Annotated in this window: 11 protein-coding genes; 1 reads left to right on the plus strand and 10 read right to left on the minus strand. The window is 32.1% G+C overall.

Annotated features, from left to right (window positions below; genetic code table 11):
- Positions 1 to 12: 12 nt before the first annotated feature.
- Positions 13 to 1,836 (minus strand): RagB/SusD family nutrient uptake outer membrane protein, encoded by a 1,824-nt coding sequence (locus HXZ74_RS14535; protein WP_286476034.1) that lies wholly within the window; start codon positions 1,834 to 1,836, stop codon positions 13 to 15.
- An 18-nt stretch (positions 1,837 to 1,854) separates the two neighbouring features.
- Positions 1,855 to 5,088, minus strand: coding sequence for a SusC/RagA family TonB-linked outer membrane protein (locus HXZ74_RS14540; protein ID WP_286476036.1), 3,234 nt, complete (start codon positions 5,086 to 5,088; stop codon positions 1,855 to 1,857).
- A 460-nt stretch (positions 5,089 to 5,548) separates the two neighbouring features.
- On the opposite strand from HXZ74_RS14540, the gene HXZ74_RS14545 reads away from it, so the two are divergent.
- Positions 5,549 to 6,571 (plus strand): LacI family DNA-binding transcriptional regulator, encoded by a 1,023-nt coding sequence (locus HXZ74_RS14545; protein ID WP_286476038.1) that lies wholly within the window; start codon positions 5,549 to 5,551, stop codon positions 6,569 to 6,571.
- A 1-nt stretch (position 6,572) separates the two neighbouring features.
- Here HXZ74_RS14545 and HXZ74_RS14550 read toward each other — a convergent pair whose 3' ends face one another.
- From HXZ74_RS14550 to kduI, 8 genes are read right to left on the minus strand one after another with little or no spacing between them, the layout of a single operon-like run.
- The gene (locus HXZ74_RS14550) at positions 6,573 to 8,186 is read right to left on the minus strand and encodes a UxaA family hydrolase (protein ID WP_286476039.1); all 1,614 of its coding nucleotides are present in this window, start codon (positions 8,184 to 8,186) and stop codon (positions 6,573 to 6,575) included.
- A gap of 9 nt (positions 8,187 to 8,195) precedes the next feature.
- Complete coding sequence (locus tag HXZ74_RS14555; protein ID WP_286476041.1) at positions 8,196 to 9,653, minus strand: tagaturonate reductase; 1,458 nt, start codon at positions 9,651 to 9,653, stop codon at positions 8,196 to 8,198.
- 19 nt (positions 9,654 to 9,672) lie between these two features.
- Positions 9,673 to 11,193: an MFS transporter gene (locus HXZ74_RS14560; protein ID WP_286476043.1), complete on the minus strand. Its 1,521-nt coding sequence runs from the start codon at positions 11,191 to 11,193 to the stop codon at positions 9,673 to 9,675.
- Positions 11,194 to 11,237: 44 nt separating this feature from the next.
- The gene (locus tag HXZ74_RS14565; protein WP_038330475.1) at positions 11,238 to 11,912 is read right to left on the minus strand and encodes a bifunctional 4-hydroxy-2-oxoglutarate aldolase/2-dehydro-3-deoxy-phosphogluconate aldolase; all 675 of its coding nucleotides are present in this window, start codon (positions 11,910 to 11,912) and stop codon (positions 11,238 to 11,240) included.
- 2 nt (positions 11,913 to 11,914) lie between these two features.
- A complete protein-coding gene (locus tag HXZ74_RS14570; protein WP_286476045.1) occupies positions 11,915 to 12,922 on the minus strand; it encodes a sugar kinase in 1,008 nt (335 codons plus the stop codon).
- 8 nt (positions 12,923 to 12,930) lie between these two features.
- Positions 12,931 to 14,328, minus strand: a complete 1,398-nt coding sequence (gene uxaC / locus HXZ74_RS14575) for a glucuronate isomerase (RefSeq protein WP_286476046.1) — start codon at positions 14,326 to 14,328, stop codon at positions 12,931 to 12,933.
- 14 nt (positions 14,329 to 14,342) lie between these two features.
- Positions 14,343 to 15,125 (minus strand): gluconate 5-dehydrogenase, encoded by a 783-nt coding sequence (locus tag HXZ74_RS14580; RefSeq protein ID WP_286476048.1) that lies wholly within the window; start codon positions 15,123 to 15,125, stop codon positions 14,343 to 14,345.
- A gap of 7 nt (positions 15,126 to 15,132) precedes the next feature.
- Positions 15,133 to 15,969 carry a 5-dehydro-4-deoxy-D-glucuronate isomerase gene (gene kduI / locus HXZ74_RS14585; RefSeq protein ID WP_280061541.1) on the minus strand — a complete coding sequence of 279 codons (837 nt, stop codon included), beginning with the start codon at positions 15,967 to 15,969 and terminating at the stop codon, positions 15,133 to 15,135.
- Positions 15,970 to 16,266: the final 297 nt, after the last annotated feature.

The following is a 16,266-nucleotide window of genomic DNA, read 5'->3' on the forward strand; positions in this document are numbered from 1 at the left end:
AATAATTGTGTTTTAGTATCCGTAATCTTGTGTTAAATTATAATTTGTATTGATGATATCTTGATAGATTGGTAACAATTCTGAATGATTTGGTTTGTAATATTGTAACCAACCTTTTCGCTCGTCGTTAATCATTGTTGCAGCCATTCCTGTTTGCCAGTTTATGCGTGTATATCCCGTTGGAGTAGAAGCAACAGAAGGAGTGTAGAACAATTCTGTTTTATCATTTCCAACAAAATAAGTATCTAAACTCAAAACAGTTTTTTGGGCTGTCTGTGTTGGATCGTATTTCCCAATTTTGTAATAGATGTATTTAGGTACATTGGCATATTCTCCCGTTCCATCTAATAAATTTTGCAATTTAGCACGAGTTTCTGTTACTACTTGACCTAAAAGATTCCATCTGATTAAGTCATATTTTCGGATAGATTCTCCACCAAATTCCAATAATCTTTCGTGTACAATTTGCTCAAAAAATCCTTGGTAGCTATTCGCTGTAACTGCAGGCATTTTATCAGGATTGTTTGCATAAGCTCTAGCTCTAACTTCTCTCAAAGCATCTATTGCAGCAGCTGTTGGTCCACCGTTTAATTCATTTTCTGCCTCAGCAAACATTAATAAAACATCTGCAAAACGCATAATTGGCCAATTGATTCCAACATTTTGAGAAGGACCTGTTACTTTTGTCCAAGATTTTCTAAATTTTCCGTCTGTTAAAGCATCAATTTTTACCACTTGTGTTAAATCATCAGCATTAATTTCGAATGCATTGATTGTGACATCTCGTCTTTGATCATATTTATCAAATTCATAAAAATAAGTTGGTAAAGCATTGATTCCACCGCCACCATTCCATTTAGAAGCTGCGTTATGACGCAATCCGTTGTAATAACCAAGTTTACTATCTGTTCGTGCATTTCCACCGAAAGCACCAACTTGAAAAATCATTTCGTTTGTGTTATCCATGCGACCTTCGTGAATAGCACGGAAAACATCTTCGTAATTTGGATTGATGTTATGGCTTCCACGTTGTTGCATAATGTCAAACGTTTCGTTACGAGCAATTTGATAATATTTTTCTGGATTTGCTCCTTTAACCATCTGTATCGGTTGTCTTCTTAGTGAATATCCAGCTCTAGCAAGTGCAATACGAGCACGTAAGCCTTTCACAAAAGCTTTTGTGATACGTGTTGTAGGATCTCCAGATTCGGCTCTCCAAGGAATAACTTTTGAAGCTGTTTCTAAATCATTTAATAAAACCTCATACACTTCATCACGATCAGTTTTCGGAAGGAAAATATGTTCGTATTGAGAAGATGGTTTATCTTGAAATGGAACATCTCCAAAGTTTCTGATTAATTCGTAATAATATTGTGCTCTTAACGTCAATGCTTCTCCGTAATATCTGTCCATTAACTTTTTGTCGCTATCACTTCCAGATTTGTAGACATCAGAGGTTGGAATATTATAAATTAATAAATTTGCTCTTTCAATTCCTGTGTATAATTGACGGAAAGGTTTGTCTAATTCTGGATTTGTAGGACATGCATTGTACATACTAATTCCACGACGATCGTTACAATTGTAATCACCAGATGTTTTGAAATCATCAGCTGCTTGTCCAATGATAGAAGAAATTCTGTTTCCGTAACCATTGTCACCAGCCAATTGATTGTATACGCCAACCAAAGCAGAGTAGGTGTAACTTGCATCGTTGTAAACTTCTATTTCGGAAGTATTGGAAGGGCTACTAACATCCAAATAATCATCGCATGATGTTGTTGTTAATAAAACGATGCTAACGCCTAATATTTTTATAAATGTTTTTGTTTTCATTTTTGATGTGTTTTGAGATTAGAAAGTAACATTAATACCTGTTAAGAAAAATCTGCTTCGTGGATAGGCAGCATAATCAACTCCAGGAGTTAAAGGACTTGTACGTCTTGTATTTGCTTCAGGATCATAACCTGAATAACCAGTAATTGTAAATAAATTATTGATTGTTGCGTAGATTCTTACTTTGCTAATAAATTTCGTTTTTGCTAACATATCTTCTGGTAAAGAATACCCAACTGTAACATTGCTTAATCTTAAATAAGATCCATCTTCGATGGCATAAGAATGTAAAATATAGTTTCCAGAAGGAGGTGACCAAAATGTAGCATTTGCGTTTAAAGCTTCTAATTGTGTAGGATCTGTTACTCGATTTCCGTTGTCGTCAAAATTTCTCCAAGCTCCAGCAACAGCTTTTAACATATTATTGTCGCGGTATAAATATTGTGTTGTAAATTCAATTTTATTGGCATTGTAAACTTTATTTCCAACAGAATAAGTGAAGAACATACTTAGATCGATGTTTTTCCATTGAAATTGTTGATTAAATCCACCATAGAATTTTGGTTGAGCATTTCCTAACACTGTTTTATCATTGTCATCAATTATTCCATCGTTATTTAAATCTTTCAATTTTAAATCTCCAGGTCTGACATCTTTTGAACCTAATGCAGCAGCAGAATTACTTGCAACACCAGCTTTTAATGTATATTTTTGAGTTGAAGCGTTATAATCGAAATCGCTCACTTTGTACCATCCATCTGTTACATAACCATAGAATTGTCCAATAGGTTTACCAACTTCAACTTTGAAATCTTGCAAATTATTTACCCATCCAGATGATTGATAATAATATTGTAGACCATCACCAGTTACATCTTTACCTAAAGATTTGATAACATTTTGATTATGAGAAATATTGAAGTTTACATTCCATTTAAAGTTTTTAGATTTCGCAATATCAGCACCTATTGTAAATTCAATTCCTTTGTTTTCCGTTTCACCAGAGTTTTGATATTGGTATTCGTATCCGCCTGTTTGAGGTATTTTAGCTAATAATAATAAGTCTTTTGTATTTGTTATATAAGCATCGATACTACCATAAACACGTTTATTGAATAAAGTATAATCTAAACCAATATTTTTAGAAATTGTTTTTTCCCATTTCGCACCCGAATTTGCCAACCTTTCATTAGGCGCTAAACCTGGAACTACAGCATTATCAAATGAATATCCCCAGTTACTTGAACTACTAAAGAATGTTGAATATAAGAATGGCTCGATACGGTTATTACCCGAAGTACCATAGCTTAGACGTAATTTTAATTCGTCAATCCAAGAAGAATCTTTTAAGAAATTTTCTCTTGCAACATTCCAAGCAAATGAAGCAGAAGGGAAGGTAGCATAGCGATTATCAGGAGAGAAAACACTCGATCCGTCTGTTCTGACAGAAAGCGTTAACATATATTTTTTATTGAACGAATAATTAACTTGCCCAAAAAACGAAGCCAATCGATCTACATTTACTGATGTCGAAACTGGATCTTGAACCATTCCTGCTGGAGGAACCGCACTTTGTAAATTAGAAAATGCTTGATGAGCCAAAATATTTTTTGGTAACCATTTGATATATGTTCTTGATGTTTCTCCGTCTGTTTTTACAATTTCTTGTCCAATCATCACATCTAATTTATGATTAGAACCTAATTTCGGTGAATATTGTAATGTATTTGAATTAGAGATTCTTCTTGTTTGACTTGCGCGTAGATCAACCACAGGAAGATTAGCGTTTGCCATTGCGACACTTGTGATATTCCCATAAAAGCTATTGTCATTACGATCTGTTTGTACATAACCAAAAACAGATTTGAAGGTTAATCCTTTAACAATTTGCCAAGACAAATAACCATTCATCAAAAGGTTTTGTCTTTCGTCTTCTCTTACTTCATTATTCGCTAACAAAACAGGACTTGTAAGGTTTGTTTGCGCGTAATAATCTGGATCGAAGAAGTCTACGTATGACTCGTTTCCTGGAGCAGCAAAAGGTTGATATCTCACTGAATTACGAAGTCTGTTATTTGATTGAGAACCTGTATTTGAAGTACCAGCTCCCATGATTTTATCTTTACTATATCTAAAACTAACGCCAGTTTTTACTTTGTCGCTGATTTTATGATTTAATTTGAAGTTTGCTAAATTTCTTTTATAACCAGAATTTAGCATAATTCCATCTTCGTTAATGTGATTTAAATTTAAGCTATAATCAGTCGATTTATTTCCTCCAACAATCGAAACGCTATGATTTTGAGAAAAAGCTTTTCTTCCAAAAACTTCTTCTTGCCAATCTCTCGCTTCCATACTTTTATAGATGTCAATATCGCTAAAATCCCCATATCTTTTTCTGAAAGAATTTGCTAATTGTTCATCATTATTAATATTATACAATTCATACTGATAACGTACAAATTCATATGGAGTCATTACTTCTAATTTATTCTGAATTTCTCTAAATCCAGTATAATTAGAATAAGTAACTTGTGTAGGCATATTGAAACCACTTTTTGTAGTAATAAGCACAACACCATTTGCACCTCGAGCTCCATAAATAGCTGTAGAAGCAGCATCTTTCAGAACATCAATACTTGCAATCTCTTGTGGAGATAAAATAGATAAAGCGTTTTCTACTTGTATTCCATCTACGATATACAGAGGACTGTTATCTTGTGTAATCGATGTACCTCCACGAACTTTAATAGTAATATCTGCTCCTGGCGCACCTTCGGACATACTAACTTGTACACCAGCCAATCGACCTTGTATCGCTTCGGCAGCTGAGTTTACCGCCATATCTTTTATTTGATCAGCATTTACACTTGCCACAGAACCTGTTAATTCATCACGTGTTACAGTTGTATATCCAATTACAACAACTTCATTTAGATTTTGTTGTTCTGTTGCAACAAGATCTTTCAGTTTTATATCGATTATTCCTTTTTTATTAACAGGAATAGTCTGTATTTCATAGCCATCATAGGTAATGGTTAAAGTCGAATTATCTGGAACAACAATTTCATAAAATCCATTTTCATCCGTAATTGTTTCGTATGTGGTTCCATCTACATAAATATCTACTCCATTTAGTGGAGAATTATCAATAGATGATTTAACTGTTCCGGAAACTTTTATTTCTTCCTGCGCAAAACTCGCGATTGGTAGAAGCAAAAGCGTGAATAATTTAATTTTTGATATCCTCATATGTATGGTTTTGTGTTTCTTTTCAAACTGTGTCAATTATTAAGTTGCAATACAATGTAATCGATTGCAATAATAAATTTAAAGGTGTACAGAGAACACTAAAATATAACTATTTTTTTAAAAAAATATATAAACTTTAAAATTTATAAAAAAAATATTTTAACTTTTGTTAATTGTTGATAATCAAAATCATATATAATATAAATTATCATATATAATGATTGAGTATGCAATAATCAAGAGATGACTTTTTAAAGAATGTATAAATTTGTGTTAGTTTTTTCTAATTCTTTGATTTTAGACTTTTAAATATTTAAATTTGTAATCGATTACAAATGCGTTTTGAACGCTTTTAAATAGTTTTAGAACCATTGTAATTTATACATTACTATATAATACTATTGAGATTTAATTTATATTTACTGCAAATCTTGATAACGAACTTGAATTTTACCTTATTATGAAAAAAAGTGCTACAATATATGATATTTCTGAAAAATTGAATATTAGTGCAGCTACCGTTTCGAGGGCTTTAAATGATCATCCTAAAATTAGTCAGAAAACGAAAGAGTTGGTTATGAAAGCTGCTAAAGAACTTAATTATAAACAAAATACTTTAGCGCAGGCTCTAAAAAGTGGAAAGACAAATAATATTGGAATTATTGTTCCTTATATTAATACAAATTTTTTCTCATCTCTAATTCGTGGGATAGAAGAGGAGTTGTCTCCACATGGTTACCATGTTATTATTTGCCAAAGTCACGAAGATGTAGATTTAGAAAGAAAACAATTAAATACATTATTAAATGCACAGGTTGATGGTATTTTTATGTCTGTTTCTAAAACGACGGAAGATATTTCGCATATAGAAGCTGCAAAAGAATCAAAAACTCCCATCATATTTTTTGACCGTAAAAAGGATATTGCGGGAATTAGTACTGTGACAATTGATGATTATAAAGGTGGATACTTAGCAACCGAACATTTGATTAAACAAGGTTGTCGAAGAATTTGTCATTTATCTGGAGATTTACGTTTGGAGATTTATCAGAATCGTTACAATGGTTATATTGATGCGTTGAAAGATAATAAGTTAACTTTTAAAGAAGAATATGTTTTTCCAATTAAAAGTTCGATAGAAGATGGAGTTGAAGCAATAAAAAAATTGTGGAGTTTGTCTTCGCCACCAGATGGAATTTTCTCAGCCAGTGATTATGCAGCATTGGGTGCTTGTCAACAATTGAAAAAGAAAAATATTAGCATTCCAGAAGATGTTGCAATAATAGGTTTTAGTAATGAACCATTTACACAATATATGGAATTGCCTATTAGTAGTGTTGATCAGACACCAGATATAATGGGAAAAATTTCCGCTCAAGTATTTCTGGAATATATGAACGAAAATTTTTCAGGGATAAGCATAGAAAAAAAGGTTGTTTTAAATCCTCAAATTCATATTCGAAAATCTTCGAAAAGAAAATAGGTTATAATGAAACACCTCTTTTCCAAGGGATAAAATCGTTTTGATTTAAAATTTTAGCTTTTACTTTGACTTCACCGCTAGCAACTTTTATGATAAATTCTAAAAGTTCGTCAGCGGTTTCTTCAATTGTTTTATTTCCTGTGATGATTTCTCCTGTGTTAAAATCAATAATATCAGGCATTTTTTCTTGTAACGCTGTGTTCGAAGAAATTTTTACAACAGGGGCAACAGGATTTCCGGTAGGCGTTCCTAAACCTGTGGTGAACAAGACAATATTAGATCCAGTTCCGACCAAAGCAGTTGTACATTCAACATCATTTCCCGGAGTACATAACAAATTTAATCCTGTTTTTTTGATATATTCTGTATAATCTAACACATCTTGAATAGGAGAGGAGCCGCCTTTTTTAGCTGCACCAGCAGATTTCATCGCATCTGTTATTAATCCATCTTTTATATTTCCAGGAGAAGGATTCATGTCAAATCCAGAACCCGCGGCGACAACAGAATCTTCGAAATCTTTCATTAATTGTAAAAACCTTTCGGCATCTTTTTCGTTCACACAACGGTTGATTAATTCTTGTTCAACTCCGCATAATTCAGGGAATTCGGACAAAATTGTTGCGCCTCCAATTGCAGCCATAATATCTGATAAATAGCCTAAGGTTGGATTAGCAGAAATACCAGAAAAACCATCTGATCCTCCACATTCTAAACCTAAAACTAATTTAGATAATGGAGCTGGTTTACGTTCAATTTCATTGGCTTTTTTGATTGCTTCGAACGAATCTTTAATAATTCCGTTCAACATATTATCAACCGTTCCAGATTTTTGTTGCTCATAAACGATAATAGTTTTTTGACTATCAGGATTGATTTTATGCAAAGCTTCTTTAAAAATATCAACTTGTAAATTCTGGCAACCAAGGCTCAAAACTGTTGCGCCAGCGACATTAGGATTGTTTACGTAACCAGCAAGCAATCTTCCCAAAGCCTCAGCATCTTGTCGAATTCCGCCACAACCACCTTGATGTGTAACGAATTTAACATCAATATTTTTGAAAACTCTTGTATCTTCTTCATCTGTTTCTTGCTCATTTTCATCAGAATTCTGAATTAACGAACGTAAAAGTAATTGATGTTTAGATGGTTTTTCGAATAATAATTCTTTTTCGAAAACATCTTTCAAAATTTCGACATTTCTATTTTCGCAAAAAACCAAAGGAAAAAACAACCAAATATTTTCCGTTCCAACTTGTCCGTCTTCTCTGTGATACCCCATAAATGTTTTGTCTTTCCATTTATCGATATTTGGAGCAGTCCATGACGTTGTAGCCGTTTTCTTTTCAACTTTTGAACTTTGATGTTTTACATTTTCAGTCGTAATAACTTCACCTTTTTTTATGTTGCAAACGGCTTTTCCGACAGTAATACCATACATTGTAATCGTATCATTTTCTACAAAATCTATTGCAGCAAATTTGTGTTTCGCATTTGTATCTTTCTGAATTTGATATTCAGCATTATCAACGACCACAATTTCATTTGCTTTTAGGTCAACTAATGCAACAATTACATTATCCGTTGGATTAACTTTTATAGCTTTTTTCTGCATTTTTCTCTCTTAAATCGTTTGGTTGCTATACATTTCATAAGATTTTTCAATCCCATATTCATCAATCAGTCGAAGAGCTTTTTCAACTTCATTCTCTAATTGATTAACCTTTGTCAAATCTTGTTCCCAAAAATTTATATTTTTCAAAACAGAATGACTTATTTGTTGATAATCATTGTTTTCCCAAATATTTCTGAACTCATTTATAATCGCTTCGTCATCATTCACAGGTAATTTTTCATTGTTCCAATCACCTTTGTAAAAACGAATTAAACAAGCCAAAGAAAATGTAATTCCTTTCGGAATTTGATTGAATTTCTCCACATAATCTAATAAACTAGGTAAAACACGAACTTTGAATTTAGAAATTGAATTTAACGCAATACTCGATAAATAGTGCTTGATAAAAGGATTTCTAAATCGGTCTAAAACATCTTCTGTATATTCTTTTAACTGTTCTTCTGGTAAATCAAGGATAGGAATAATTTCATTATAAATAATATTTTTAATAAAACCTCCAGCTACTTTGTTATCGATTGCATAACGAACAGTTTCTATTCCTAACATGATAGAAAAAGGAACCATTGAAGTGTGAGCGCCGTTCAAAATTCTGACTTTAGAAGTACGATATGGCGCTATATTTTCGACAAGCAAAATCTGTTCATTTGCTTTACTAAAAGGAATCTTTTCTTCTAATTTTTCATCACCTTCAATTGCCCAAAATAAGAACGCCTCTGAAACAACAATCAATTCATCTTCATAGTTTAACTGATTTGTGTAGTTTTCTAAATCATCTTTTGGAAATCCAGGTACAATTCTGTCTACTAATGTATTATGAAAGTTATTTGAAGTGTTAATCCAAGTAATAAAATCATTTTCTAAGTTCCATAATTTAGCATATTCTAAAATATAATCTTTCAGAATAATGGCGTTATTCTCAATTAATTCACATGGAATAATAGTTAAACCTTTGTCAGAATCTCCATTAAAATAAAGATATCTTTCATATAAGAACGCGGTTAATTTTGCAGGAAAATTTTCGTGTGGCGCATTTTCTAATTTATCTTCTGAAGGATCAAATACAATTCCAGATTCTGTTGTGTTAGAAAAAACAAATTCCAATTGGTCTTCTTTTGCTAATTTCAAAAAATCTTGATATTCTTTATAAGGATTAATCGATTTCTGAATCGCAGAAATAACACGATTTTCATCAATCAATTCACCTTTTTTAATCCCTCTAATAAATAAAGTGTACAGATTATCTTGTTCTTCAAAAGTATGAAATGAACTTCCAGAAGGCGTAACTTTTATGTTTGCGATTCCTGCATTAAAATTGGCATCTTTATTCAGTTTATCGATTACATAGTCTGTAAAAGCGCGCATAAAATTTCCACCTCCAAATTGAATAATTTTTATAGGAAGTTCATTTTCTTGATGATATAGTTTTTTATTTAATTTTGTTTTCAAGTTATTGAATTTAAATTGATTATTTAATCACTTTGTATTTTGGTACTAATATTTTCATGACAATCCATGCTGTTAAATATGCAACTCCACAAATTGTAAAAATGATCATATAACCTTTATTGATTCCATCAACTATAATTGCTCCCGATTTTTCTAAATCTGAAAGTAAATTTTCTGGTAATCTTTCGTTAATGTATTGAGGATATTTTTCTAATAATGGTGTGCCATCGATAGTTGTCCAGTTTTTGTGCGAATAATCAAACAAAACTCCTGATGATTTGTTGATCAAAAAAGAACCAATTCCACCAGCCATACCACCGATTCCAACTATTGTAGCAATAGCGCTTTTAGGAAACATGTCTCCAACAGTAGAGAAAATATTTGCAGACCAAGCTTGATGTGCTGCTCCAGCAATACCGATGATAATTACAGGAATCCAAAAAGAGGTTGCACCAAGAGGTTGAGCTAATAATGCCAATAATGGAAAGAAAGCAAAAATTAACATTGCGCGCATTCTTCCTGAATATGGATTCATGTTTAATTTATCTACAAAATATTTTGGTAACCATCCTCCAATAATTGAAAGTAATGTGATGATGTAAAGTACAAATAAAGGTAAGGCACTTTGTGTGCTATCCATCTTGTATACTGAGCTTAAGTAGGCTGGAGTCCAGAAAAGATAGAACCACCAAACACCGTCTGTCATAAATTTTCCGAAGATAAAAGCCCATGTTTGTTTGTATTTAAAACATTCAGAAAAAGTTAGTTTTCTACCTTCTGTAGATACTCCTGTATTTTCTTCTATGTCTTGTTGAATATATTCTAACTCAGCACTATTAACCTTTGGATGTTTGTGTGGTTCTTGGTACAAATAAATCCAAAACCCCATCCAAATAAATCCTAATGCTCCGATGATGATAAAAGCCATTTCCCAACCCATCGATTTTGCAATAAATGGAATTGTAAGAGGAGCAGCTAACGCACCAACAGTAGCACCAGCATTGAAAATACTTGTAGCAAACGCACGGTCTTTTTTCGGGAAATATTCGGCTGTAGCTTTGATTGCTCCAGGGAAATTACCTGCTTCGCCGATTGCTAAAATTAATCGAGCAAAAATAAATAAGCTAACACTTGTTGAAATAATTAATGAAGTGTCACTTACTTTTTCTAAGATTTCTTTTGCTCCAGCAAATCCAACAAGCCAGTTATTTGTAATAAATCCTGCGGTTGCAATTCCGCAAAAAGCGTGTAAACAAGCACCAATCGACCAAATTGCAATAGCATATAAGAAACCTTTTTTAGTTCCCATTTTATCAATAAATCGGCCCGCAAATAACATACTTACAGCATAAAATATTGAAAAAAGAGCGGTAATATTTCCGTAATCATTATTATTCCAGTGAAATTCTGGAACTAAGTAATCTTTCCAAGTTAATGATAAAACTTGACGATCTAAGTAATTTATGGTTGTGGCAACAAATAGTAAACTGCAAATAGTCCATCTAAAACTAATTGGTTTAATGGAAGTTTCGTTCTTCATTTAGTGTGTTTTTGTGATTTATTATTTTGACTTCTTCCTTTAAATCATATATTTTTTAATTCTTTATAGATTTGTATTGATTCTCCAACTGTTCTTTCTATTTGAGAGTAATCATATTCATTCGATGAATTTTTTGTAAACAATTGTGATCCAATTCCAACACAATAAGCGCCAGCATTTATCCAACTTGCGATGCTTTCTTTTGTAGGCATAACACCTCCGCTTGGCATAATATCCGTCCAAGGCATTGGTCCATTTACAGCTTTTATAAAATTTGGCCCTCCAACTTGGCTTGCTGGAAATATTTTGATGATTTCAGCTCCTAATTCTTCTGCTAAAGATATTTCCGAAACAGAACCACAACCAGGCATCCAAGCTACTTTTCTTCGGTTACAAACTTTTGCTACTTCAGGATTTAAAGAAGGTGCAACAATAAAATTTGCTCCTAATTGTAGATATAATGCAGCAGTTGGTGCGTCTAAAACAGAACCTATTCCTAAGATTAATTCTGGTAATTCTTTTGCAGCATATTTATTTAATTCAGCAAAAACTTCGTGCGCAAAATCGCCTCTGTTTGTAAATTCAAATAATCTTGCGCCACCATTGTAACAAGCTTTTATTATTTTTTTAGAAATTTCGATGTCTTGATGGTAAAAAACAGGAACAATTCCAGTTTCTTTTGCTTTTAAAGCGACTTCTATTCTTGTAAATCGTGCCATTTTTATCTTTTTATTCTTCCTCCAAAATTCCCATTAACTAACTCTAAAATATCATCAACAGAAGCTAAATTTGTATCTCCTAAAATGGTATGTTTCATTGCGCAAGCGGCATTTGCAAAGTTTAAAGCAAATTGATCATCGTGATTAATCAAACCATAAATCAAACCTGCAGCAAAAGCATCGCCAGTTCCAATTCTATCAACGACATGGTTGATTTGAATTTCTTCTGTTTCTAAATATTCATTATTAATCCAAGCTCTACCTTGTGTTGCTTGCGAGCTTGCATTAATTCCAATTCTAACTTTATCAAACACTTTTTGAATTGATGGAATTTCTTTCATCAATGTTTTAGAAGCCTCAATAAATCCATTTTTATCCGTAGAGAAATTTGTTTCTAAAATTTCATTGATTTCATTGACTCCACCAATAAAAATGGTTGAATATCCGATTAATTCTTTCAAAATATCTTGTCCTTTTTTACCGTAATTCCATAAATTACTTCTGTAAGCAGGATCAGTTGTGATATGAATACCTTTGGAATAAGCGAATTGTAAACCTTGTTTCAACGTTTCGTAAGCAGATTCTGAAATTCCAGGTGTAATTCCTGTCCAATGGAAAAAGTTACAGTTTTCTAAGGCTTTATTCCAATCAACTTCTTCTGGTTTTATGTTTGAAAAAGAACCATTTAATCGATTGTAAGCAATACGACTTGGTCTAACATCAGAACCAACTTCTAAAAAATATAATCCAAGTGGATGCTCATTTTTTGTGATAAATGAAACATCAATTCCTAAGCTTTTCATGTAAGAAATAGCTGTATCTCCAACAAAATCATTCGAAACATTTGAGATGTGCTGCGTTTTACAACCAAAAGTTGACAAAGAAGCTGCAACATTCATTTCTGTTCCACCAAAAAAGAATTCTACTTCTTTACTTTGTTGCAAAGTTTTATGATTTGATGGAGAAATTCTCATTAAAACTTCTCCAAAAGTCAAAATATTATTGCTCATAAATAAATCTAAAAATCAAAATATTCTTTTGCATTGTAATAACAGATATCTGATATTGTTTTTCCAACTAATTCAATATCATTTGGTAATTCTCCATTTGCCATTTCTTCTCCGAATAAATTACAAATAACTCGTCTGAAATACTCATGCCTAGGGAAAGATAAGAAACTTCTTGAATCTGTTAACATTCCAATAAAACAACTTATTAACCCCATATTAGATAAGGCATTTAGTTGTTTGATGATACCATCTTTTTGATCTAAAAACCACCAACTTGAACCAAATTGTACTTTTCCTTTTACGCTTCCATCATTGAAATTCCCAATCATTGTTGCGAAAATTTCGTTATCAGCTGGATTCAAATTATAGATGATTGTTTTTGTCAATTTATCATTTCCATCTAGTCTATTTAAGAATTTAGAAAGATTGGCTGCTTGTTTAAAATCTCCGATAGAATCCCAACCTGTATCAGGCCCTAAAACACGATGCATACGAGCATTATTATTGCGAAGTGCGCCTAAATGATATTGTTGAATCCATCCAAATTGATGATACGTTTCTCCTAAAAATAGAAGTAGGGCAGTTTTGAATTGCTCTATTTGAGTATGATTTAACGGTTGATTATTTCTTTTTGATTCGAAAATTGTATTGATTTCATTATCAGTAAATTCTTCGTAAGAAATATTATTTAAACCATGATCACATATTTTGCAACCGATTGCATTAAATGTTTCAATTCGATTATATAACGCATCTTTCAAGTTTTGGAACGAATTAATTTCGAAACCAACTACTTCAGAAAGTTTATTAATATATGAATTGTAATCTTCATTTTCAATCAGAATTGCTTTATCTGGTCGAAAAGCTGTACTAACTTTTGTCTTGAAATTACTTTCATTCAGCGTTTTGTGATATTCTAACGTATCTGTCGGATCTTCTGTCGTACAAACCGTTTCAGCATTTACTAAGCTTAATAAACCTTGACAAGATTTATCTGCTTGTTGTAATTGAGCCGAAGTATTTTCGAAAATTTCTTTTGCGTTATTTTCGTTCAATAATTCATCGATTCCAAAATATCGTTTTAATTCTAGATGAGTCCAATGAAATAAAGGATTTCGAAGTGTATGAGGAACAGTTTTCGCCCAAGCTTCAAATTTTTCTAAATCAGACGCATTTCCCGTGATACAATTTTCATTAATTCCCAACGTTCGCATTGCACGCCATTTGTAATGATCTCCAGCTATCCAAACTTTCGAAATATTTTCAAAAACTCTATTTTCTGCAATGTCTTTTGGCGATAAATGATTGTGATAATCTATAATAGGAAGTTTTTCAGCATAGTTGAAATACAATTCCTCGGCATATTTATTTTGTAATAAAAATGTATCAGTAATAAATGATTTCATATAGTATTTAAATTTTACTCGTTTGATGGTTTACCTATTGTTGCTAAAATTCCTCCATCGACATAAATAATTTGTCCATTAACAAAATTACTTGCTTCCGAAGCTAAGAAAACCGCTGTGCCAGCTAAATCTTCGGGATTTCCCCAACGACCAGTCGGCGTTCGATTGATAATAAATTCGTTGAAAGGATTTCCATCCACACGAATAGGTTCTGTTTGAGAAGTTGCAAAATAACCAGGTCCGATTCCGTTAACTTGAATATTGTGTTTTGCCCATTCTGTCGCTAAATTGCGCGTTAACATTTTCAATCCACCTTTTGCCGAAGCGTAGGCAGAAACATTGTCTCGTCCCAATTCGCTCATCATCGAACAAATATTAATTATTTTTCCAGCTTTACGCTCAATCATTCCTTTTGCAACCAATTGTGACATAATGAAAGGACCAACTAAATCGACATCGATAACTTTTCTGAAATCTTCGACATCCATATCTACCGCAAGAACTCGTTTGATAATTCCAGCATTGTTGACAAGAATATCAATTTGACCATGATTTTTTTCGATTAACTCAACTTGTTCTTTTGCTTTCAGTTGATCAGTTACATCAAAAATATATCCTGATGCCGTAAATCCTTTGTTTTTATAATATTGTAAGGCTTCCTCAAGTTTTGATGGAGTTGTGCTTGTAATAACTAATTCAGCACCAGCTTGCGCCAATCCATCTGCCATTGCTAATCCTAAACCGTGTGTACCGCCAGTGATTAAAGCTACTTTTCCTGATAAATCAAATAAATTCATAATTCTATTATTTTAATTCATCCGTATTTACACCATCCATATCACCATAATCCATATTTTCGCCAGCCATACCCCAAATAAAAGTATAATTTGAAGTACCTACACCCGAGTGAATAGACCATTCTGGCGAAATAACAGCTTGATTGTTTTGTAAGAAAATGTGACGCGTTTCATTTGGTTGTCCCATAAAATGGCTAATTGATTGCCCTTTTTCTAAATCAAAATAGAAATAAGCTTCCATTCGTCTTTCATGTGTATGAGCCGGCATTGTATTCCATACACTACCAGGATGTAATTCGGTCATACCCATTTGTAATTGGCAAGTTTCTAAAACACTATTTACAATAAGTTTATTGATTGTTCTTTTATTCGCGTATTTAGAGTCGCCTAACTCAACAATTTCAGCTTCGTTTTTTGTTATTTTTTTAGTTGGAAAAGAGTGATGAGCTGGAGCAGAGTTGATATAAAACAAAGGTTGTTCGTTATTTAGTTTATCAAAAACGATTTCTTTATTCCCTTTACCAATATAAAGAGCTTCTTTATTATTCAATTCATAAGAAGTTCCATCAACAGTTATTTTTCCTTTTCCACCAACATTTATAATACCTAATTCTCTTCTCTCTAAGAAAAATTCTGCTTTAAGATCTGTTGTAGGTTCTAATGTTAGCGCATGATTAGCTGGATAAATTCCACCAACAATCAAGCGGTCATACATCGAATACACTAATTTCACCTGATCTTCTATAAATATATCAGGAATTAAAAAATGTTCTCTTAGTTCTTCAGTTGTATATTTTTTAACATCATTAGGGTGATGTGCATACCTAAATTCAGAATTTATCATAATTGTTATTTATTAAAATTAATGTAATCGATTACATTTTGTATTTAAAAAAATACATCGAGATGATGTTTTGTAAAAGTATTAAAAAGTTTTTTAATAATGTACATAAAACACTATAAAAATTTCTTTACAAGAGATGACGAATGTAGTTGTTTGAAAATTATTAGTAATAAAAAAAACTTATACCATTTACTTACAGAAATATATAAATGATTTATAATTATCATTAACATAAAATGAAATCATATTTGTTTTTTAGAATAGAAATAAACTATATTTATAAGCTTTTTAAAAAGC

Source organism: Empedobacter sp. R750, assembly GCF_030324345.1.
Taxonomy (GTDB): domain Bacteria; phylum Bacteroidota; class Bacteroidia; order Flavobacteriales; family Weeksellaceae; genus Empedobacter; species Empedobacter falsenii_C.

What these genes read in the sequence shown, in the direction of transcription:
- HXZ74_RS14535 (WP_286476034.1), bottom strand. Translation starts at nt 1,836, where the DNA reads ATGAAAACAAAAACATTTATAAAAATATTAGGCGTTAGCATCGTTTTA.
- HXZ74_RS14540 (WP_286476036.1), bottom strand. Translation starts at nt 5,088, where the DNA reads ATGAGGATATCAAAAATTAAATTATTCACGCTTTTGCTTCTACCAATC.
- HXZ74_RS14545 (WP_286476038.1), top strand. Translation starts at nt 5,549, where the DNA reads ATGAAAAAAAGTGCTACAATATATGATATTTCTGAAAAATTGAATATT.
- HXZ74_RS14550 (WP_286476039.1), bottom strand. Translation starts at nt 8,186, where the DNA reads ATGCAGAAAAAAGCTATAAAAGTTAATCCAACGGATAATGTAATTGTT.
- HXZ74_RS14560 (WP_286476043.1), bottom strand. Translation starts at nt 11,193, where the DNA reads ATGAAGAACGAAACTTCCATTAAACCAATTAGTTTTAGATGGACTATT.
- HXZ74_RS14565 (WP_038330475.1), bottom strand. Translation starts at nt 11,912, where the DNA reads ATGGCACGATTTACAAGAATAGAAGTCGCTTTAAAAGCAAAAGAAACT.
- HXZ74_RS14570 (WP_286476045.1), bottom strand. Translation starts at nt 12,922, where the DNA reads ATGAGCAATAATATTTTGACTTTTGGAGAAGTTTTAATGAGAATTTCT.
- uxaC (WP_286476046.1), bottom strand. Translation starts at nt 14,328, where the DNA reads ATGAAATCATTTATTACTGATACATTTTTATTACAAAATAAATATGCC.
- HXZ74_RS14580 (WP_286476048.1), bottom strand. Translation starts at nt 15,125, where the DNA reads ATGAATTTATTTGATTTATCAGGAAAAGTAGCTTTAATCACTGGCGGT.
- kduI (WP_280061541.1), bottom strand. Translation starts at nt 15,969, where the DNA reads ATGATAAATTCTGAATTTAGGTATGCACATCACCCTAATGATGTTAAA.